Annotated in this window: 11 protein-coding genes; 1 reads left to right on the top strand and 10 read right to left on the bottom strand. The window is 65.9% G+C overall.

What is annotated here, in order from left to right; translation table 11 throughout:
- Window positions 1–45: 45 nt before the first annotated feature.
- From ABW18_RS02640 to ABW18_RS02630, 3 genes are read right to left on the bottom strand one after another with little or no spacing between them, the layout of a single operon-like run.
- Window positions 46–888, bottom strand: a complete 843-nt coding sequence (locus tag ABW18_RS02640; RefSeq protein ID WP_083444281.1) for a nitroreductase family protein — start codon at window positions 886–888, stop codon at window positions 46–48.
- Window positions 881–1,381, bottom strand: a complete 501-nt coding sequence (locus tag ABW18_RS02635; RefSeq protein WP_049697399.1) for a DUF2505 domain-containing protein — start codon at window positions 1,379–1,381, stop codon at window positions 881–883. Before ABW18_RS02635 ends, ABW18_RS02640 begins: the two co-directional genes overlap by 8 nt.
- On the bottom strand, window positions 1,381–2,019 hold the full coding sequence (locus ABW18_RS02630; RefSeq protein WP_049697539.1) for a flavodoxin family protein: 639 nt from the start codon (window positions 2,017–2,019) through the stop codon (window positions 1,381–1,383). Before ABW18_RS02630 ends, ABW18_RS02635 begins: the two co-directional genes overlap by 1 nt.
- A 179-nt stretch (window positions 2,020–2,198) precedes the next feature.
- On the opposite strand from ABW18_RS02630, the gene ABW18_RS02625 reads away from it, so the two are divergent.
- On the top strand, window positions 2,199–3,017 hold the full coding sequence (locus tag ABW18_RS02625) for a class I SAM-dependent methyltransferase (RefSeq protein WP_049697398.1): 819 nt from the start codon (window positions 2,199–2,201) through the stop codon (window positions 3,015–3,017).
- Between the two features lie 3 nt (window positions 3,018–3,020).
- Here ABW18_RS02625 and ABW18_RS02620 read toward each other — a convergent pair whose 3' ends face one another.
- The 7 genes from ABW18_RS02620 to ABW18_RS02590 all read right to left on the bottom strand — a co-directional run bounded on the left by ABW18_RS02620 (window position 3,021) and on the right by ABW18_RS02590 (window position 22,458).
- Entirely contained in the window at window positions 3,021–4,274 is a 1,254-nt protein-coding gene (locus tag ABW18_RS02620) for a phthiocerol/phthiodiolone dimycocerosyl transferase family protein (protein ID WP_049697397.1), read from the bottom strand.
- A gap of 100 nt (window positions 4,275–4,374) precedes the next feature.
- Entirely contained in the window at window positions 4,375–5,214 is an 840-nt protein-coding gene (locus ABW18_RS02615) for an ABC transporter permease (protein ID WP_053117326.1), read from the bottom strand.
- Window positions 5,211–6,044: an ABC transporter permease gene (locus tag ABW18_RS02610; RefSeq protein ID WP_049697537.1), complete on the bottom strand. Its 834-nt coding sequence runs from the start codon at window positions 6,042–6,044 to the stop codon at window positions 5,211–5,213. Before ABW18_RS02610 ends, ABW18_RS02615 begins: the two co-directional genes overlap by 4 nt.
- Window positions 6,045–6,052: 8 nt before the next feature.
- Entirely contained in the window at window positions 6,053–7,057 is a 1,005-nt protein-coding gene (locus ABW18_RS02605) for an ATP-binding cassette domain-containing protein (RefSeq protein ID WP_270483021.1), read from the bottom strand.
- Between the two features lie 58 nt (window positions 7,058–7,115).
- Window positions 7,116–11,594, bottom strand: coding sequence for a type I polyketide synthase (locus ABW18_RS02600; protein WP_083444279.1), 4,479 nt, complete (start codon window positions 11,592–11,594; stop codon window positions 7,116–7,118).
- Window positions 11,591–17,011: a type I polyketide synthase gene (locus ABW18_RS02595; RefSeq protein ID WP_049697396.1), complete on the bottom strand. Its 5,421-nt coding sequence runs from the start codon at window positions 17,009–17,011 to the stop codon at window positions 11,591–11,593. Before ABW18_RS02595 ends, ABW18_RS02600 begins: the two co-directional genes overlap by 4 nt.
- Complete coding sequence (locus ABW18_RS02590; protein WP_049697395.1) at window positions 17,008–22,458, bottom strand: type I polyketide synthase; 5,451 nt, start codon at window positions 22,456–22,458, stop codon at window positions 17,008–17,010. Before ABW18_RS02590 ends, ABW18_RS02595 begins: the two co-directional genes overlap by 4 nt.
- Between the last annotated feature and the right edge of the window lie 5 nt (window positions 22,459–22,463).

Genomic DNA, 22,463 nt, shown 5'->3' with positions numbered 1-22,463 from the left:
TGCCGAGAAGGGTTCAGTACCTTATCGATATCGACGCTGTCGCCGTTACGCTTGTGGGACAGAAACATTCGTGATCTTGCTACTTGTCTCCGGGTCTTCCGTCGACGTGTCTGCTGTCGGCCGCCGGGTCGACTCGTCGGGTTCGGTTGTGGCGTCGAGCGGCTGAAGCCAGGTGCGCACGCCGTAACCGTCAAGGTGCGTGACCTCTCCCACCGGGCGGCGCGTCGACGGCCCGTAGCGGCCGCGAGGCCACCCGATAGGGACGACGCATACCGGGGTGACGTTGGCGGGCAACTGCAGGATCCGACGTGCCGACGTCAGGTTCCACAGGGGCATCGTGGTGAGCGACGCTCCGAGACCCATCGCTCGGGCGGCGAGCAGCAGATTCTGCACACTGGGATAGATCGATCCCCAATAGCCCGACTCTGCAGGGTGCGGCATCCGGAGTCCGGTGACCCGTCCCTCTCTCACGCCAAGCCGTAGGCACGCGATCACCAGTACCGGTATCTCCTCGAAATGGTCGACCTGCCACTGCACGGCCTTGACCGTGCGTGCGGTCGCCGGGTCCTGTCGTACCAGGTAGCGAAGCGCGAAGCGGGTGTACAGATTCCATGCCTGTCGATAGCGCTTCGCCAATCGTCGCTTGATCTCACGATCCTTGACGACGACGAACTCCCATTGCTGCCCGTTGTTTCCGGTCGGCGCCTGGAGCGCGAGCTCGATACATCGGAGGACGACGGCGTCGTCGACCGGATCGGGCAACACCCGTCGAATCGCTCGTTGCGTCATCATTGCCGCGTCGAGTGGCATGGCCAGTCGGTCGAGTGCCTCGTCGGTGCTCGGAATCGGTTCCGGCGTCCTGGCCGACGGTCGTTTCGCGTCAGTCATGGGTCCGTACCCACTCGGTCGTGAACTCTTGAATGACCGGTATGTGGAGTGTGAACTCCTGTGCGACATGGCTTTCGATCTTTCCGCCAAGGAGCGGAACGGGCACTGCGACCACACCGGAGAATGTCATGCGAGAGCCGTCGCCGTCGGGGGCGATCTCGGCCGTACCTCCGCCGGACCCAGGTGCGCCGGTGACCTCGACCACGAGTTCCCCACGGACGACGTCCTTCTCGACGGTCACCCAGGTCTCGGTCGTACGGATCGTCAGGCCGCGACGGTACACCTTGGTCAACAGCGATGGCAGCGCATCGTGGCCCAGGTCTTGCACCGTGACGACCTCGGTTCGGCCGCCGTCCACGGTGAGATCGTCGAGAACCGTGTGGTTGTCGAACTCCGCGAATCTGTCGTGCCAGTACTCGGTGCGCCCGAAGGCTGCGAGAATCTGCTCCGGCGTTGCCGACGACGAGACCTCGACCTCGAATTCACGCGCCATCAGACCTTCTCCCCCATCAGCCGATCTGCCAGTCCCGCTGCGAAAACGCGAACCTCGTCAAGGTGCTCGGGCTGCACGTTGGTCGGTGGCAGCCGGACGCCGCGGTACGACTCGCGATACTCCCCCGAGCCGAGAAAGCTGGTGAGAGACAACATCGAACGGACCTGATCGCCGGGATACTCGACGTGCATTCCTCCGATGTAGTGGCCGCCCTGCCATTGGCCGAGCTTGCGCACCTCGTCGAGATTGCCCTTCCAACTGTCGCGGCAGACGACAAACGTCGCGAAGGGTGTGCCCGCGAGGAGGTTTCGTGCTTCGTCAGTTTTCAGAAATGAGCGTATCGGCATGGACGCTTTGCTCCACCACGTCGGAGAACCGATGCACACCAGGTCATAAGGGGTTTCGCTCACTTCTCGGGGAATCGAGATATCACCGGTCTTTCCGGCTACTTGTGCCGGCAGGACGCTGAGCATGTCCGGCCAGACGTTACGCATGGGAAATCGAGCGAATCGACGGGCATATCGAGCGTCTGTGAATCCGATCTGGGCGTTCGTCACGTCGTACCCGCGCGTCGCGAATTCTGCTGCGGCGGTGTCGAGTAGCCGACGAGTTTGTCCCGAGTAGCTGTAATAGAGCATCAGCACGCGGGGGCTTTTGCGCCCTTCGGTGGTTGGCGTATCGATCACCGGAAACCCTTTCGTATGCGTGCAGGAAATCGGAGTGGACTATTCGAGGAACTATGCATTCGCTTCGCACGGCCAGTTGATGTGATCCGCCGTGATGGCGCCGAGAGCATTCTCCCGTTAGTGTGTTGCGAATGACCGACAAGGCCGCAGTAGACCTCACCGGTGCCGCGAAGACCATGCTCACCACCCTGTACCTGAAATCCCTCGATGCACAGTTCGACGAGCCAGTTCTCGGCGATACGTTCGCACGGGACGCGGTCGGCAGACTCGACTTCGATTGGAGTGACCTGAAAGTCACGGCGAAGTGGGCACCGATCGTCACAGTACGGACCGCCCTGTACGACATGTGGGCACGCGAATTCCTCGCCGCACACCCCGAGGCGACGGTCATCCACATCGGGTGTGGTCTCGACGCGCGGGTGTTCCGACTCGATCCGGGCCCCGAGGTGCGATGGTTCGACTGCGATTTTCCCGACGTGATCGCCCTCCGTGAACAGATCTACCCGACGCGCCCCGACTACGAGCTCATCAAGACGTCTGCCACCGACCCGTCGTGGTTGGAGAAGATCCCGACAGACAAGCCGGTGCTGTTTCTCGCGGAGGGCATCAGCATGTACCTCACCCAGGACGAGGGCACCGCGTTGCTGCGACGCGTGGTCGACCGATTCGATTCCGGCGAGATCCAGATCGACTTCTACAACTGGTTGGCCATCAAGACACAGAAGATGCACATGCTCAACAGGCGTTCCGGTTCGACGCTGCACTGGGCGGTCAACGATCCCGCAGACGTGCTCGACGAGGTCCCTGGCCTGCGCAGTGTCGACGACACCACGCTGTTCGACGCACCCACCTTCGATCGGGTGCGCGGTTCGTTTCGCACCGCCGGAGCTGTGACGCGGGCGATGCCTGCTGCTCGAAAGTCGTTGCAATACCATCGATTCGCTTTCTGATCCTCAGCCGACGCTGCTTGCGACGGCGGCGTCGGCGAGTTCGATGAGCAACTGCTCGACTGCCGCGATGGAACGCTCCGGTTCTGGTCCGTGGGTGTGGTATTCCACCATGAGCTGACCGGCGAAGATCTTGCTCGTGTACATCTCGATACCGCCGGCCACCTGGAAGTGCAGTTCGCCGTGCACCGCGACCAACTCGATGTCGCTCGGCGTACGCATGGGTGGAATGATGCCGTTGTCCGTCATCATCACCACATCGGGAAGTCCGGGTGGATTGCCGTCGTACTGCGGTGTGAAGTGCAGTAGTGACTGCGCGATGACCCCCTCATCGAGGTCGGTGCGATAAGCGTCGGCGATTGCCTGAGCCAGTTTCAGAACGTCTGTGCTGCGGTCGATCTCGGCGAGGAAGGTGCCGACGCCCACGGGATTGGTCGCAGCAGTCGCGGTTACCGGTGGACTGAGGATGTAGCGAAGGTCGACCGGGTAGATGTAGGGCACGGGGATCGCGCGCTCGCCTCGTAATCGCCACTCTGCCATCAGGATGGCCGCCGACAGCACCCCGTTGAGGCTGATCTTGTGATTGCGCGCGTACGCGGTAATGGCGGCCGTGTGCTCAGCCGAGAGCTGACACCACGCCATCGGTACGCGGATCGGTGCGGGCGGGCGTTCTGCGGACGCCGAACGCCGTGACGGAGGCAGGTCGTACGCAAACAATGCGGGCATGAAGCGTTCGAGTCCGGAGCGGGCGAGTTTCGTGATGCCGCGTTCGGACAACACCGTCTCCAACGACGCAGGCGCGGGCTCGATCTTGCCGGGACGGATGTCACCGGTTGTCACGAGATCGGTGTAGTACGAGAAGAGTTCTTCGATGAGACTGAACTGATGGTGGCCATCGGCGAGGGCGTGGTGGACATAGAGGGTCGCCTGCACCGTGTCGTCTCCGACGATCACCCGCAGATGGACCAGCGTTTCGGTCTGATCGAAGTGGATGGGCGTGATCTCGGTATCTGAATTGTCGACGACGATGATGCCCGGATGCATCAGGTCGTCGACCACGATCTCCCAGCGACCGTCCTCGGTCTGCTCGAGATGTCCACCGAGGACGGGATGAACGTCGAGCAGGGTGTCGAAAGCATCGGCCAGCGCGTCGACGTCCAGCGGGCCTGACAGGTGCGCACCGAGACCGACGAAGTTGTGTGTCGCGGCGAACATTTCTTCGCTCTTGGCCAGTTTTCTGATCGTCGAAGCTGAACTCATTCGGTCTTTCCTGCCATCTCGGTGGTGGGGCGCAAGGTCACGTCTCGTTGTCTGTGGGCCCAATATCTCTGGGCGCAGGTCTGGTGCTCGCGGCGTCCGGCTAGTCGCGCATGCTCGCCTTGCGGTAGCCGATTGCCGCGGGAATCAGGCACACGGCGATGATGGCGCCCGACCAGATCAGCAGCCCCGTCAGCGGTGTCAGCACCGGACCGCCCAGCGAGAGTCCGCGCATCACGTCGATGGTGTAGCTGAGCGGTTGGTGTTGCACGGCCGGTTGAATCCATTCCGGGTAGGCGTCGAGTGGCACGAACCCGGTGGAGAAGAACATGAACAGGCCGGAGATGAGGGCCGTGGCCTCGACGACGATCGCTTTGGCCGAGTACAGCGCAACCGTCGCCACCATCATGAAGAACGCGAGCCCGAATATGCAGGGCACGAACAACCAGCAGATCGCGGCGAGTACGCCCTCGTGAAAACGCATACCCAGAATCAGGCCGGTGATCATCAGAGCAAGTGTTGCCAAGACGATTCGCGCGGCCTCCGCGGCGAATCGCGAGATGAATCCGGCTGCCCGATGGATCGGCAGCACCCACAAACGGGCGAGTAGACCGTCGTCGCGCTCGCGCATGATTCCCAGGCCGCCCACCGTCGAACCCTGAGTGGCCGCGACCATTGCGACGAGCGGCACGCTGCCGTAGAGCGCGCTGTGTCCACTGAATCGTTGGATGCCGTCGCCGAGCACGATATTGAGCGTCACCAGAAAGGCGACGGGCACCAGCACCGTCTCCGCAGTGGTCGCCGGGTCGCGTGTCCACCGGCGCAGCAGTCTCGCGGTGAGTGTTGCGGTGTCGCGGACGAGGGATCGCAGCGACGTCTCTGCCGTGTCATCGCCGCGGGCGGGCAGCGTGGTGACGGAATCCAATTCGATGGTCGAGGTCATTTCTTCACCTTCTCCGACGAGGTGAACGCGTACGCCATCATCAACACCGCCAGCAGACCCACGATCCAGGCGATCGCAGGTCCGATTGTGGCCCAGCCGGTCTCACCGGCATAGGGGGTCGAGTCACCCGCGAGTGCTCGCAGCGCATAGACGAACTGAGAGATCGGCTGGTTTCGTACGAAGCCCTGAATCCACGACGGGAAGGCTTCTGCCGATTGCACACCGACCGAGAGCAATCCGAAGATCAACTGCGGCAACATCATCATGTGTGTCGTCGCGTCCGGGTTGCGGGCAACGGTACCGACCACCTCCCCCAACAGCGAGAGAACCAGTCCGATCGCGAGTGCGAGCAGGCAGAATCCGACAGTGCCGCCCACTCCGTTGTAGAAGCGGAAGCCGATGACGTAACCGCAGATGAGCGAGATCACGAGAGCGACCGTGCAGCGGTACATACTCGCCGTCAATCGGGATGCCAACGGAACGAACCGCGAGATGGGCATCGCCCGAAAACGTCTGTTGATGCCCGCGACGGCATCCGACGCGGAACGGAACGCGCCCGAGATCGCCGCGAAACTGACTGCCTGCAGTGCGATGAGCGGCATCAGGTATTGGGCATAGCTGCTCATATCCGTCGCGTACATCCCGATCTTCTTGAGGGGGATGTAGAAGCCGACGGTGAACATGATCGACGCCGCGATCTGGGTGACGAGTTCGCCATTGCGCAGTGTCGGCAGAATCGAGCGCGACGTCAGCACCCACCACTGTTGCAGGCGTGATGGTTCCACGTCGCGGGTGGTCGACGCGTCCCGCGCATAGGCGCCGTTACGCACCGTTCCCGTCACCTCGTCAGCCGTTCGTCGGGGCGACGGCCGCCGGTGTTCTGTCCGTTGGTGGGTTGCTGGTGTGCTGTCTCGGTGTTGCCGGTGAGGGCGAAGAACACCTCGTCGAGTGAGGGGCGTCGGAGGCCGATGTCTGCCAGTTGGATTCCCGTTGGTGAGAGCCGATGAACGACCTCGACGAGCGTCTGCGGGCCGCGTGGCGCAGGCATCGAGACCCGGTCGGTCTCCGCGGACAGCATGTTCTGCTTCTGGCGGGGCATCATCATCGGGCCGAGTGCGTGCAGGATGTGCGGAATGTCAGAGGGATAGCGCGGAACGATTTCGCAGAACGTCGCACCGGTCCTCGCCTTGAGTTCGTCGGCGGTGCCCTGGGCGATGACGGTGCCCCGGTTGATGACGACGATCTTGTCCGACAGCGTGTCTGCTTCTTCCAGATACTGGGTGGTCAACACGGTTGCGATGCCCTCGCCCTTGAATTTGGCCACCAGATCCCACACGGACTGCCTGCTACGGGGATCGAGGCCGGTCGTCGGCTCGTCGAGGAAGACGACTTCTGGGCGCACCACGAGTCCGCACGCGATGTCGATACGTCTGCGCATGCCGCCGGAGTATGTGCCGAGTTGACGATCCGACGCGTACTGCAGATCGAATTGGTCCAGCAACTCGTCGGCCCGTCTCTTGGCTGCGTGCTTGCGCAAGCCCTGGAGTCGTCCGAACATGACGAGATTCTCACGGCCCGTGAGCATCTCGTCGAGCGCGACCTGCTGACCGGTCAGCATGATCGACCGTCGGACCGCCGCAGGATCGGTGGCGACATCGTGCCCGGCGACGCGAACGATGCCGGAGTCGGGTGTGCTCAGCGTCGACAGGATGTCGACTGTCGTGGTCTTTCCCGCTCCGTTGGGGCCGAGCAGGCCGAGGACCTCACCACGACCAACCGAGAAGCTCACTCCACGCAACGCCTCGAAGTCGCCGAAGCGCTTGCGCAGCCCTTCGACCACCACCGCGTAGTCGGACTCGTCCCGGCGCCGGTGACGGCCCGAGCGACGTCTGATCCGCGCGTTAGTGTCGTGCACTGGCTTCTCCCAGGTCGAAGTCGGACGACAAATCGATGAGTTCGAGTTCGTCACTCGCCGAGTCGGTTTCGTCTTCGATGATCGACTCTCGGGCGAGATCGGTGAGCGTGTGCCCGAACACGTCGGCCAACAGCGCAGCGCGTTCGGTGTCGACACGACGGTGGTCGTACCACCAGTCGATGTGCAGCGAACCGCCCGCACGGTACACGCGGACCTCGATCGCATGCCCAGCTCCCGGTACGGTCTCGCGAATCGCCAGCGCTGCATCGGAATCCAGCGAGATGGGCGCGTTTGCCGCGTCCGCGGGTAGGTCGGGTATTGCTCCGGCAAAGGTGACGAGCAGATCCGCCTCCGGTGCAGCCTCGAGTCGGCGGGCGGTTGGTGCGTACAGGTAACGCAGCACGCCATATCCGACACCCTGGTGTGGGACGTCGGTCACGGTCTTACGGATCGTCTCGAGGCGTTCGCGGGCCGTGTATCCGCTGACTGCGTTGCACTGCAGCGTGATCGGATGAATCGCGGCGAAGGTGCCGACCGTGCGTCGCGGATCGAGTTCGGGCCGCAGAACAGCCCGTCCGTTGCCGGCCAGATCCACCAGCAACGTCCCGTCGCCGGTCACCTGCGCGACCGTGCGGCCGAGTGCGGTGAGCAGGAAGTGCTCGAGCGGGAACGTCAACCTGCGACGCGCGTCGTCGAGTTCGGTCGTCTGCTTGTCGTCGAGCGCGGTCGCGATTCGGGTCAGGTGTGAGCGACTCGGACGTGCGAATGAACCGTCCCGCACCAGTTGGATGTTCGCGGAATCGGTTGCACCGAGCCAGTAGTCGCGGGTCGCGAGGACGGCCGGATGTGCTGCGAGCTCGACCGATAGCTGCGACCAGTCGCGCCAGGGTGTGGCAACCGGAGCCAGGGTGATTTCCTCGCCTGCGAGGACCTGGCCGAATGCCGTGAACAGATCCGTGAGCAGAATCTCGCGGGACTCGTTGTCGGCGACGAGTCCGTGCACACTGAGGGCCAGATATCGGGGGCCGTCCGGTGTGGCGACGTAAGCGGCGACCAGCGGGACGAGGGCGTCTGCCGTGCGTCCCACCGCGTCGTCGAGAAGTTCACGCACTTGGCGACGTTGGGTCTCCTCCCCCGCCTCGATACCCGCGTCGATCTCGGCGACCACGACGTCGAGGGCTTCCACGGGTTCGCTGATCCGCTGCTCGACCAATCCGTTGTCGTCGACGAGTCGAAGCCGCAGCGCGTCATGGTGATTGACGATCTTGGTCAGGACTGTGCCGACCACCTCTGCTGACACATCTGAACGGAGTCGAAGGATCAGCGGAACCCGCCACGAGTTCTGCTCGGCCAGGCCACGTTCGAGGAATCGCGTGACGGTCGGCGGCACCGGCAGATGTTCCGGATCGGCGTCGACCTTTCGGCCGAGGCCGCCGGACTCGTAGCGGGCGGTGAGCTTCTTCGCGAGTGAGGCGACCGTCTGGTTCTCGTACAGATCTTGTGGCGTGATCTCGAGGCCCTCGTTGGCTGCGCTCATCGCGATGCTGATCGCGATCAGCGAGTCGCCGCCGATCTCGAAGAAGTTGGCGGTCCGTTCGACACTGCCGACGCCGAGGCACTGTGCCCAGATCCGCGCGAGTGTCGCTTCCATCGGTGTCTGTCCGGTGGCGGAGGGGGCCTTGGAATCCGCAGCGGTGTTCTCCGCGTCGATTCCGTGCGTGCCTGCGAACCGCGCTGCGGCGTTGTGCTCGACCCAGTGTCGTTCGCGTGCAAACGGATAACCCGGCAGCGTCAGTCGCTGACGTGGTGTGGCTGTGTCGGAGAGTTCGACGTCGACGCCTGCGGCCCACAGTTGGCCGAGTCCGAGCAGGAATGCCGCCTCGTCGTCGCGATTCTGCGCGGGGTGACGCATGAGGCGCACCGCGCGATGTCCGTCGGACCAGCTCGGGTGCCGCGTCGCCGCGCTTGTGAGGGTGCCGCCGGGCCCGACCTCTACCAGTACCCGGGCGGGGTCGGCCAGCAGTGCGTCGACCTCGTCGGCGAACCTGACCGTCGCGCGGATCTGCCTTGCCCACGTGGCCGGATTGGTGGCCTCGCTTGCCGACATCCACGTGCCGGTGACGTTGGACATCAGCGGGATCTGTGGCGCGTTGAGTGTCAACTGCGAGAGGAAGCTCGTGAACTCGGCGACCACGCCGTCCATCAACCGCGAGTGGAATGCGTGTGAGGTGCGGACTCTGCGAGCTGCGATGCCCTGTTCGGACAGCCGCGCAGAGAAGGCGGCGATCGCGCTGTCAGAGCCCGCGACCACGCAACTGCCCGGGTCGTTCACGGTGGCGATGTCGACTTCGCCATCGAGGAGTGCCGCGATCTCGGCCGGCCCGCGTGGGACCGCGACCATCACGCCGCGCGGTGCCGCGTTCATCAGCCGTGCGCGCATCGCGACGGCCTTGACCGCCGTCGGTAGGTCGAAGACTCCGGCGATGGTCGCGGCGGCGTACTCACCGATGCTGTGTCCGGCGAGCGCCGACGGCTCGACTCCCCGTGACTGGGCGAGCTTGGCCAGTGCGTACTCGACGGCGAACAATGCCGGCTGGGTCCGGTCGGTGCGTTCGAGTGTTCGCGGAGAACCGTCGATGATGTCCGCGCGGAGGTCGATGCCGAGCTCGGCGTCGAAAAGAGTTGCGGCAGCGGTGAAGTGCTCGGCGAAGACGGGCTCGGATTCGATGAGACCACGCGCCATCCCGACGTGTTGCGAGCCCTGTCCTGGAAACAGGAATGCGATGCGCTCACCGTTGCCTTCAACAGCCGGTGCCGCGGAAATGAACGCATTGTCGTGCTCGTCGGCTCGCAGGATGCCAACCGCATCGGCCGTATCGTTGACCACTGCCGCCAGGCGGAACCGTTCTGTACGACGGCCGGCAAGGGTGTGGGCGACATCGGCGATGTCGAGGTCGGGTCGCCGTTCGAGGTCGTCGGCGAGTGCGCGCCGGCCCAGCGCCAACGAGTCCGCGGTTCGCGCCGACAGCGTGACGACGTGAGGACCGCTGCTCGCCGGGACGGGCGCCGATGCCGGCGCTTCCTCGAGCACGACGTGCACATTGGTTCCGCCGACACCGAAGGCGCTCACACCCGCGCGCCGCGGGCGGCTCGATTCCCACTTGGTGTGCTGGCCGCGAACCTCGAAGGGGCCCCGCTCGAGGTGTAGCTCGGGATTGGGTGCTGTGTAGTGCAGCGTGCCCGGCAGTGCCTTGTTCTCCAGACACAGCACGGCTTTGATGAGGCTGGCAATGCCTGCCGCGGTTTCGAGATGGCCGATATTGGACTTCACCGACCCGAGGACACACGGTTCGGTGCGATCTTCCTCGGCGAGTTCGAAAGCCTGACGCAACCCCTCGACTTCGACCGGATCGCCCAGTGGCGTTGCGGTGCCGTGTGTTTCGACGTAACCGATCGTCGCGGCGTCGACCTCGGCGAGCGCGTGGGCCTCGGCGATGACCTCGGCCTGCCCTGCCGCGTTCGGTGCGGCGTAGTTCATCTTCGTCGCGCCGTCGTTGTTGACCGCGGAACCGCGGAGCACAGCGTGGATGCGGTCGCCGTCGGCCACTGCGTCCTCGAGTGGTTTGAGTAGCACCGCGCCGACACCGCTACCGAAGATCGTCCCGTCCGCCCGGACGTCGAATGGGCGGCAGTATCCGCTGGGCGATGCCATCGATCCCGGCTCGTAGAAATACCCGACCCGATTGGGTACGCGAATCGACGAACCGCCGGCAAGAGCCATCTCGCACTCGCCGTTGAGAATCGACTGGCATGCGAGATGGACCGCGAGCAACGACGACGAGCACGCGGTCTGCACGGCGAACGCGGGGCCGCGCAGATTGAACTGGTGCGCGACACGGGTCGCCAGGTGGTCCTTGTCGTTCTGCAGCGAGAGATTGATCATCTCGAAGCTGGCGCCTTCGCCGATGACCTTGGCGGGGTCGAGATGCGACATCAGGTTGTGAAGCAGGTAACCGCTCGCCGAGCTGGTGCCGAACACACCGACGTTCACATCGATGTCGGCGGGGTTGTAGCCGGCGTCCTCGAGTGCGTGCCAAGTGGTCTGCAAGAACAGCCGATGCTGAGGGTCGAGGGTGCGCGCCGCGTGCGGGGTGAAGCCGAAGAACTCGGCATCGAACTCGTCGATCCCGTCCATCGCGGGAGCCCTGCGCACATAGTTGCTGTTCTTCAGCGTGGAGTCGCTGACGCCTGCTGCGCGAAGATCACCTTCATCGAGCGAGACGATGCCTTCCTGATCGGCGCTGAGGGCCCGCCAGAATTCGGTGACCGAATCGGCGCCGGGAAACCGGCCTGCCATGCCGATGATCGCAATCGCGCCCGACGGGTAGTTCGTTGTGTCGACGCCGACACTTCCCGGCTGCGCCCCGAAGGTGCCTGTCCCCGTACTCGATGCGGCTGTCGTCATACTCGCTGCCCCGTCCTGCGTCGCTGCGCCCGCTGACGGGCCGCCGCGCGTTGTTGGGCGCGTTCCCGCAGCCCACCGGTCGTGTCTGTCTTCTCCGCCTGAGCGAGTCCGAGTTGTCGGATGAGGTCGGCGGCCAGGTCTCGCGGCGTCGCGCCCTGCAGGAGCAACGCAACCGGCGGTTCGACGCCGAAGTCACCGCGGACCGTGTTTCTGATGCGCACCGCCATGAGCGAATCCATACCCAACTCGGTGAGTGGGCTCGTCGGATCGATCGCCGAGTTGTCGGCGTACCCCATGATCGTCGCCACGCGTGTACGCAGGCGCTCGGTGACGGCGTCGAGCACCGCGTCGCCGTCGAGATCACGCAGCGCTTCGACTCCCGCCCAACCGTCGTCGGAGTTGTCGACGTCGAGTTCGGAGACGAGTGGCGCGAAGTAGCCGATCTTATTCAACTCGGGGAAGGCCGCCGAGGCGCGGTCGAGGCGCAGTCGCACCACGCCCGCCTGTGCGACATCGTGACGGAGAATGACTTCGAGTGCCTCGATGCCCTCGTCGGGCGTGATGGGGTCGATCGCGGTCATGTTCAGCGTCTGCGCGACACCGACCTGCGCCCACTGGCCCCAATTGATCGACGTGGCAGGCAATCCCGAAGCGCGCCGCCACGCGACGAGCGCGTCGGTCCACGCGTTCGCAGCGGCGTATGCCCCCTGTCCGGGCGAGCCGAGCAGCGACGCGACGGACGAGAACACCACCCACCAATCGAGTTCGCGATGCGCACATGCGTCGTTGAGCGCGAGGGCGCCGAGCACCTTGGGACCCCACACGCGGTCGAGACTCTCCGGAGCGAGTGCGCCCAGGAGCGCATCGTCGATCACAGCGGCACAGTGCATGACACCACGCAGTGGTTTTCCGGTCGCCTCCGCGGCGTCGACGAGGACCGTTGCGACGCCGGGATCGGTGATATCGCCCTGCACGTAGACGATCTCGCTGTTCGCCTGGAGTTCGACGAGTGCGGTCTGCTGCGCGTCGTCGGCGGCGCTGCGGCCGTTGAGTATCACCCTGCCTGCCCCGTTGGCGACCAGCCACTGGGCCATGACCAGACCGAGTCCGCCGAGCCCGCCGGTGAGGATGTACGCGCCGTCAGAGGTGACCGTCGTCGACGTGGAGTCGACGCCCAGCGCCGTACGCGTGAGCCGCGCGGCGTACCGAATGCCGTCGCGCCACGCGACGATATCGTCGATGCCGGCCGTCTCGGCTCCTCCTGCAGCGATCTCGCGTACCAGGTCGTTCATGCTGTCGCCCGCATCGTCGAGATCGACGAGCGTGGTGTGCAGATCGGGATGTTCGTACGCGAGCACGCGGACGAGTCCCTTCAAGCCGCCGACCGCCGGGTCGCCGGGCTCACGGGGGTCCACACCGAGTCCGTCCCGCGACACCAGCCACAGCCGTGGCGCGTTGCCGTGCCACCCGTTGACCACCGTGCGCACCGCACACGTCACGGACCACACGAGATCGCGCGCCCTCGTCGCTGACGCCGCGCTGGCGTCGAACCCCTGCTTGTCGACCATCACGATCACGCCTGCGGGCGGATGAGTGGGATCCCCGGTCGCCTCGCCGAATGCAGCAGCCACGGCGGCGTCGTCGAACATGTCGGCCGCGATGACCCGGCGGTGGTCGACGTCGCCGAGCGTCTGCGCGAAATCAGCGGCGAGCACGTCTGCGGTCTGTCCGGCCGAGAACGAGCTGAGCACCAGCCAACTACCGGCGGGAATCGCAGACGACGCGTCGGCAGGCAGCGGCGCCGGTTGCCACTGGGTGTCGAACAGCTTCTGCTCCAACGGAAGTGGAACGGTGTGGCTCTGCACCCGCCGTAGGTAGACCTGCGATCCGGCGAGGAACGGGCGTCCGTTGTCGTCGCTCAGGACGAAATCACCGATCTTGTCGACGCCGTTCTCGGCATCGACGACCCGCGCCGAACACGTCGCGGTTCGCCCGACGGGGCCGAGGACGCGCAGACTCCCTATCGCGACGGGCAAGTATGTCGCTTCGGCAGATTCTGACAGCGCGGTTGCGGGCATCGCCGCGGCGACGCCCTGGAGCGCGGCGTCGAGGAGTACCGGGTGGACACGGAAGCCACGGTGGGCGCTCGCCTCGTCCGGGAGCACGATCTGGGATTCCGACGCGCCCCCTTCTGCACGAACGATTCGTGTGAGTGCGGCAAAACCCTGTCCGTGGTGAGCGCCCGTGCGGCGCAGCGCGGTGTAGAAGTCGGCGGCAGGAATCACCGATCCGGTCACCGGCACGACAGTGGGTGCTGCGGCATCGTCGGCAGGCGAGACACGACCGACGGCGTGGCGTCGCCAGGTGCCTTCTGCGTCGCGCGAATGCACCTCGACCCGCACCGCTCCCCCGTCGACTGGCGTCAATTGAGTGGTGACCCTGATGGTTTCGTCGACCGGGAGCATCTGCTCCACCTCGACCTGAGCGAGTTGAAGTTGTTGTGCGGGCACTCCGAGTGCTTCGGAACCAGCGGCGAGAACCATCTCGGTGAATCCCGCAGCAGGCATGATGGCCTGCCCGTGCACACGGTGGTCGGCCAGCCACACTGTGCTCTCGACGCCGATCTCGCTCTGCCACAGATGGCCTGCGGCAGCGGGGAGTTCGACGTGGGTACCGAGGAACGGGTGTGCGCCCGCACTCGACGTCGACGGTGCGGTCGCCATCCAGTAGCGGGTGTGATGCCAGCGGTTGGGCGGAAGGTCGACCAGTGAACCGTCAACTCGCTGTGTCGTCTCCGACCCCGCCTGCACCGCTGCCAGATTCGCGTGGAAGACCAGGGTCTCGTCCTCGTTGCGGACGATGCTGCCGAACACCGCGACATCGCCACGCGGCCGCGCGACCGAGAGTGCGTCGCCTATCGCGTGGGTGAGCAGCGGGTGCGGGCTCATCTCGATGAACGTCGAGTACGACTCTGCGGCCCGGGTCACCGCCTGTGAGAAGCGCACGGGATTGCGCAGGTTACGTGCCCAGTAGTCGGCGTCGAGCACGGTCGACTCGCCCTCGCGGGCCACCGTGGTCAGCAGCGGGATGCGCGGCGTCGTCGGTGTGAGATCGGTCAGCGCCGACCGCAGATCGACGAGAATCGGGTCGACGGTTCGGTGGTGCGAGGCGACATCGACCTCGACGCGTCGCGCCAAGAGGTTGCGGCCCTGCACCTCGGCGATGACCTTCTCGATCTGCTCGGGCGGGCCTGCGACGACGCTTTGCCGTGGTGAAGCGTAGACCGCGAGCGACACGTCGTCGTAGTTGCGTAGAAGGGCCTCGGTGGTGGTGGCGTCGGCTTCGAGCAATGCCATCGCGCCCTGGCCGGAGAGGTGCACTGCCATCAGCTTCGAGCGGGTCGCGATGACCTTGAGACCATCGGCGCGGCTGAGTCCCCCGGAGACGATCGCGGCGGCGACCTCGCCCATGGAGTGGCCGATCACCGCATCCGGCTCGACACCGCGTGAGCGCCACAGTGCTGTGAGTGCCAACTGCACGCCGACGAGAACCGGCTGGATTCGGTCGATTCCGACGACAGCGTCGCCGGAGGTGAGCGTGTCGCGCAGCGAAAAGCCCACCTGTGCAACGAAATCCGGCTCGATCTCGTCGATCGCCGCGGCGAAAGCAGGCTCTTCTGCGAGGAGGCGTCGGCCCATGCCTGCCCACTGCGCACCCTGTCCCGAGTAGCAGAAGACGGTGCCGGTGCCACGTGCCCGCTTGATCGGTGCGACGACTCCCGCTGCCGGTGACCGCTCGGCCAGCGCGCGGAGACCCGCGACGGCTTCGGTTCTGGTGCGCGCAGAGACACTGCCGACGAGGTCGGTGCGGCCGCGCTGGCGGTCGAGCGTGTGGGCGACGTCGACCAACGACACGGCCGGATCGCTCTCGAGCCAGTCGGCGAGGATCTGCGCCCACGTCTCCGCCCGGTCGGCCGTCTTGCCGGTGACGAACAACGTCACAGCCTCCGGGGTGGCCGTCGATTCCGAACTCGTCGACCGTACGGGCTCGGGGCCCTGCTCGATCACGATGTGCGCGTTGGTACCACCGAGACCAAACGACGAGACCCCCGCACGACGCGGAGCGTCGGCGACCGGCCACGGCGATGCCTCGGTGGGCACGACGAATCGTGTGCCCTTCGTGTCGATGGCCGGATTCCATTGTGTGAAGTGCAGATTCGGCGGGATCTGAGCGTGGTGGACCGACAGCACCGCTTTGATGAAGCCCGCGATACCCGCGGCGGCCTCGAGATGTCCGAAGTTGGACTTCACGGCGCCGAGAGCCAGCGGCGCGCTGCCCTTGCCGTAGACGGCGGCGAGGGCATCGAACTCGATCGGGTCGCCGAGTGCTGTTCCGGTGCCGTGGGTTTCGATGAAATTGACCGACGACGCCTGCACATCGCCGGATGCCAAGGCGCGTGCGATGACCTCCTTCTGCGCGGGCGCATTCGGTGCGGTGAGCCCGTTGGACCGGCCGTCCTGGTTGGTCGCGGAGCCACGGATCACCGCGAAGACACGGTCGCCGTCACGCACGGCGTCGGTGAGACGCTTGAGCACCACGACGCCCGCGCCCTCGCCACGGACGAAGCCGTCGGCCGCGACATCGAATGCATTGCACCGGCCGCGTGGCGAAAGCATTCCCCACTTGCCAAGTGCCAACTGGGTTTCGGGCTGTTGGATGAGATTGACGCCGCCTGCGAGTCCGAGGTCGGTCTCGCGCGAGCGCAGGCTCTGGCAGGCCAGGTGCAGCGAGACCAACGACGACGAGCACGCAGTGTCGACGGCGACGGCGGGGCCACGCAGACCCAGGAGGTAGGCGACTCGACCGACAGTCACGCTGTGCGCGTTTCCGGTCGCGGAGTAGGCGTCGATCGCGTCCTGATTACCGGCGGACTTGGCCTGATACTCGTTGTAATAGACGCCCATCATCACATTGGCGCGCACACCGTTGACCGTTTCCGGCGAGTACCCCGCGTTCTGCAGAGCTTCCCACGCGACCTCGAGGAGCACACGCTGCTGCGGGTCCATCGCCTCGGCCTCGCGCGGGGTGATGCCGAAGTAGTCAGCGTCGAATCCGCCTATGTCGGAGAGGAACCCGCCCCACTTCGAAGGCATTCGGCCGGGCACACTCGGGTCGGGGTCGTAGTACTCGTCGGCATCCCAGCGGTCGGCGGGCACCTCGACGATCGCGTCGCGACCCTCGGTCAGCAGCTTCCAGAAATCGTCAGGACCGTGGACGTCGCCGGGAAGGCGGCAGCCGATTCCGACGACAGCGATGGGCTCGGCGCCAGAGATGCGGGCCGCCTTGTCGAACTGCTCCACCAGCGCGCCGCGCTGGGTGGGGTTCATGGCCGCGACACGGTTGTAGGTCGTCTTCATGCGTCACCACTCTCGCTGGATGCCGACACGGATTCCGCGCCGGCAAGGGGATCGTCGGACAGCGATTCCACGCTGTCGAACAGGCTGTCGAGCACGCTGTCGACGTCTGAGTCGTCCGGCTCGGGTTCGGTTGCTGCGGAGCGTCGTGCGGGCTCGAGCAGGTCGGTGAGGAGGTCGCTCATTGCCTCGACCGTTGGGTGGTTCCAGAGCATCGTCGCCGATAGATCCATGCCGACGAGCTGTCGTGCGTCGCGAAGCACGGTCATCGCCATCATCGAGTCCAGGCCGAGTTCGGGGAACGGTTGATCGATGCGCAGTGCGTCCGTCGGCATGCCGATTTCGCGAGCGAGTATGGCGCGCAGGCGATCTCGCAGTTGCGCTCGGGTCTCGTCCTCGGTGAGCTCCGCCCAGACCGGTGCGTCGACAGCGGGCACCAGGGCCTCGGCGGTGTCGGGTGCAGGCGCGGCTGCCCCGGCGAACCTCAGTCCGCGCAGTGCAACGGTGACGGTGCCGTCGGGTGCGCTGACGACGACGTCGGTGCTGAAACCATCGGCGTCACCGGCACGGTGGCGCAGCTCGACGTGCCCAGCCGACGCAGCGGACTCGACGTCGAGTGCGACCGAGTCGACCGACGACGGGAACATCAAGCCGTCGTGTGAACTGTCGAGGAGTCGCGCGAGATGTATTGCCGCATCGACGAAAGCGATCGCAGATTGCCCCGCGGAGTCGAGGGACGTGGTCCCGACCTCGGCGGTCAGGGTGCCCGGGGTTGCCGAGTGGTCACCGACCGACCAGGGATACGGACGCCCGTCGATTCCCCAGCGTTCCTGAAGTCCTTCGGCCTGCGCCGCGTCGAACCCTGACGGTGCCGGATCGGTGAGTGCGCCGGGCGTCAGGTCGACCGGGGTGTCGATTGTGGTGGCGGTGACGTGGGTGACCCACCTGTCGGCCGCGGCATTCGGAGACGTCGTCGATGCCACCGTCACGGTGCCGTCGGTGCCGATTCGCACCCGAACGACCCGCGGGCGGTCGGCGACGACCGGGTACTGGAACCGCACATCACCGACTCCTGCCGCGCCACTCTCGCGTGCCGCTGCGGCGACGGTCGCGATGAGGACCGACGCCGGGACGACCTGCACACCTTGAACGAGATGCGAACCCGGGTAGGGCAGATCGTCGGGATCCAGGCGTGCCTGGAAGATGGCAGCGGCCCCGTTGGTATCCCCGTCGATGGACTCCCCCAACACGGTGCCCGGACGCGCGGAAGGCAGCGCCGCGAGGTCGGCGGCCTCGTCGGCCCCCAGCAACTCGTCGACGACCTTGAAAGAAGTACGCATCCGATACGACTCGGCGAGCCGCTCCCAGTCGGCGGCGAGGACGATCGGGCGCACACCGGCGGAGGGGTCGAGGAGGCGACCGAGTGTGCCGATGGCGACGTCGTTGGGCATCGGTGTGAGACCTGCGGACGCCGTCTCGGGCTGTGCGTCGGCCCACGACTTCCACAGGCCCCAGTCGATGACCGTGGCCGCCAGACCCATCGCGTGTCGTGCGTACGCCAGTGCGTCGGCATAGGCGTTCGCCGCGGTGTAGTGCCCCAGCCAGCGTGAACCGAACAGGCCCGTGATCGAGGAGAAGAGTACGAAGCGATTGACCGGCGTGCTCACCGTCAGACGGTGCAGCACGTCCACTGCATCGATCTTGGGCCGGAACATGGCGGCCGCGTCGTCGTCGGACATGTCGATCAACTCGCCTGCCCCGCCGGCGAGGGCCGCGACGTACACGCCGTCGAGCGGCGGTAGATCGGTGCCGAAGCGCGCGAACAATTCGGCCATCGCAACGGGATCGGCGGCATCCGCGGCGTGCGAGACGAGCGTCGTCCCACGTTCAGCGAGTTCGTCGGTCAGCTCGGACAGCGCAGAGCCTCCCCGGCGCGACACTGCGACAACGGTTGTGGCGCCGAGTGCGGCGAGTTGCCGCACCAGATCGGGGCCGACGTTGCCGGTGGCGCCGACGACCAGCTGTGTGCGGTCTGCAGGCAGTTGCGTGATACCGGTGGGAACGTCGGTGCGTGCGAGCCGCGGCACCAGTCGCTGCCCCGCGCGGTAGACGACCTGATCCTCGCCGTCGTTCGCGGCGGCATTCGTCGCCACATGACGGGCGACGAGTTCTGCGGGCACCGTCGCATCGATATCCAGCAGTCCGCCGAAGAGTTCAGGCCGTTCGAGCGCCAGCGTGCGACCGAATCCCCACAGCACGGCCTGCGCCGGATCTGCGGCCTCACCTTCGGCGACCGGAGCCGCATTGCGGGTGAGGATGTACATACGTAGCGGGGTGTTGGCGGCAGCGAGCGCGGCGGCGGTACGTCGTGCCTCGCCGAAGATGCGACGTGCGGCGCGAGCTGAATCCGCGACGACTGGTCGCGGTGCGAAGAGCACGTGCGTCGCGGGCGAGAGCGCCGCCGGGGTCAACGCATCGGGTGCCACGACCGTGCCTGCGTCGAGGAGAGCGGCGAGGTCAGCTGCCGACGAATCGTCGGAGACGACAACCCAGTTCTGATCGGTGTCGGCGAGGGTGTCCAGCGCACGTTCACGCCACGCGAGTGTCATGAACCAGTCGTCGAAAACCTCACCGGCACCGACGTTTTCGGTTTCACCGCCACTATTCCGCCCGGCAGGACCCGACGGTGCCTCGGTACTCGACAATGCGGCGCGAGCGACAGCTCCGTCCGTCTCGGGCACCTGAACCCAGTAGCGCGAGTGATGCCACGGAGTGTGCGGCAGCCGAACGAACGGCCCGGCCGCGGGCACAGACGGCGGTGTGGTGGTGCGAACCGCTGCGAGACTCGTGGCGAACGTGACCAGATCGTCGGTGTCGCGGTAGAGCGTGCCGAGGACGTTGTTCTTGCCCGCGCGGAGGATGTCGTCGAGCGCGTACGTCAGCACGGGATGAGGGCTGACTTCCACAAAGGTCCCGTACTGTGCACCGGCTGCGGCGACCACGGGATCGAAGCGCACCGGATTGCGCAGGTTGGCACACCAGTAGTCGGCGTCCATCCGTGGCGATACCGCGCCGGAGGGATCCGCCGTCGAGAGCAGCGGAATCGTCGGCGTGCGAGGCGAGATGTCGGCGAGTGCCACGCGCAGGTCAGGAAGGATCGGATCGATGATCGGGTGATGCGACGCGACGTCGACCTCGACTCGGCGCGCGAGTCGGTCGGTGGCTGCGACACGGGCGATCGCGGCGTCGACCTGTTCGGGTGGGCCGGCGATGACGGTCTGCCCCGGCGCCGCATACACCGCTACGGTCAGGTCGTCGAAGTCGGCGATGAGGTCTTCGGCAGCCCGGGCGTCGAGTCCGAGCAGCGCCATCGCACCCTGACCCGACAGCGCCGACATCAGCCGGGAGCGTGTCGAGATCACCTTGAGTCCGTCACCGACGCTCAACGCTCCCGACACGACTGCCGCGGTGACCTCGCCCATCGAGTGGCCGATCACCGCGGCGGGCTCGACGCCTTTGGCGCGCCAGAGCGCGGTGAGTGCCAAATGGATACCGACGAGTGCCGGCTGGATGCGGTCGATACCCGTGACCGACTCACCCGCCGCGATCGTCTCGCGGAGTGAGAAGCCGGCGTGTGCAACGAAATCCGGCTCCAGCTCGTCGACTGCGGCGGCGAAGGCCGGCTCGTGTTCGAGAAGGCGCTTGCCCATACCCGCCCACTGGGAACCCTGTCCGGAGTAGACGAACACGGTGCCGGGCGTGCGCACGGCGTCGCGGACGCCGACAACACCCGGTGACTTGTACCCGCCCGCGACCGCGCGCAGGCCCGCGACGGCGTTGGTGTGGTCGGCCGCGGTGACCGTCGCGAAGACCGGGAAGGTTGCTCGGTGGTTGGCCAGGGTGTCAGCCACCGCTGACAGCGGGGTGTCAGCCCCGGCGCCGGCAAGCCACTCGGCAAGTACGGCAGCGGTCGACGCGACGCGCTCCGCGGTCTTGCCTGCAACCACGAGCGTGCTGACCAGTGGTTCGGGGGTGAGTGCCGTTTCGCCTGCGACCTGCGGTGCCTGCTCGACGACGATGTGCGCGTTCGTCCCGCTGACCCCGAAGGACGACACACCCGCGCGGCGCGGGTGATCCGTCTCGGGCCAATCGACGGGCTCGGCCGCGACGGTGAAGGTCGACGCGCCGGCACACGCATGGGGGTTCAGGCTCGAGAAGTGAAGTTGTCGTGGGATGTGCGCTTTGCCGACGGCCAACACGGTCTTGATGAAACCTGCGACACCCGAGGCGGATTCGAGGTGTCCGAGGTTGGTCTTCACCGATCCGATGATCAGCGGCGACGAGTCCTTACGGTCTCCGAAGACGTTGTAGAGCGCGTCGAGTTCGATCGGGTCGCCGAGCGGTGTGCCGGTTCCGTGCGCCTCGACGTAGTCGATGTCGGCGGGCTCGAGTCGCGATGCGGCGAGCACTCGTCGCATCAGAGCTTGCTGCGCCGGACCGTTGGGAACGGTCTGCCCGCTGCTCGCGCCATCCTGGTTGACGCCCGTACCACGAATGACGGCGAGCACCCTGTCGCCGTCGCGGGTCGCGTCCTCGAGTCGCTTGAGCACGACCACACCGCAGCCCTCGCTACGCACGTATCCGTTGGCATCGGCGTCGAAGGTCTTGCATGTGCCGTCTGGTGCGAGCATGCCCCAGCGCGAGCAGGCGATGCTGTTCTCCGGGGAGAGGTTGAGATTGACGCCCGCGGCGAGCGCGGCGTCGGCCTCGCGCCGCCGCAAGCTCTGGCACGCGAGGTGGATGGCGACCAACGACGACGAGCAGGCCGTGTCGGTGACGACAGCGGGTCCGTTCAGTCCCAAGAAGTACGACAGGCGTCCGGCCGCGAAGTTGGCGGCGTTGCCGAACGGGATGTAGGGATCGAGATCTGCCGGTGCCAGCTTGCCCGCGAATGACAGTGTGTAGTCGTTGGTCGTCATGCCGACGAAGACACCGGTTTGTGTGCCGCGCAATGCTTTCGGCGTCAGGCCGGCGTCTTCGATTGCTTCCCACGCAACTTCCATGAGGAGTCGTTGTTGCGGGTCCATGCCGACGGCTTCGCGGGGCGTCAGTCCGAAGAACTCGGCGTCGAACTGGTCCGGATCCCAGTGCGTGAGGAAGCCGCCCTGGTTGGTGACGATCGTGCCGGGCACGGTGTGATCGTCGGTAGCGAATTGGTCTGCGTCCCAACGGTTGGCGGGAACACGGACCACGCCGCTGCGGCCTTCGGTGAGCAAGTCCCAGTAGTCGTCCGGGTTGTTCACTTCACCGGGAAGTCGACAGCCCATGCCGACGACGGCAATGGGTTCGGTCTCGCTCTTTTCTGCGATGGCGAGTTTCTTGGTCAGATCGTCGATCCTGCGGAGCGCATCGGTGATGATCGCCCGTCGATCGGTGGCCTCGGGAGTCATCGGTG

Source organism: Gordonia jacobaea, assembly GCF_001186365.1.
Taxonomy (GTDB): domain Bacteria; phylum Actinomycetota; class Actinomycetes; order Mycobacteriales; family Mycobacteriaceae; genus Gordonia; species Gordonia jacobaea.
Note: the sequence above shows the minus strand (reverse complement) of the source record. Positions and strands in the feature narration are given on the sequence as shown.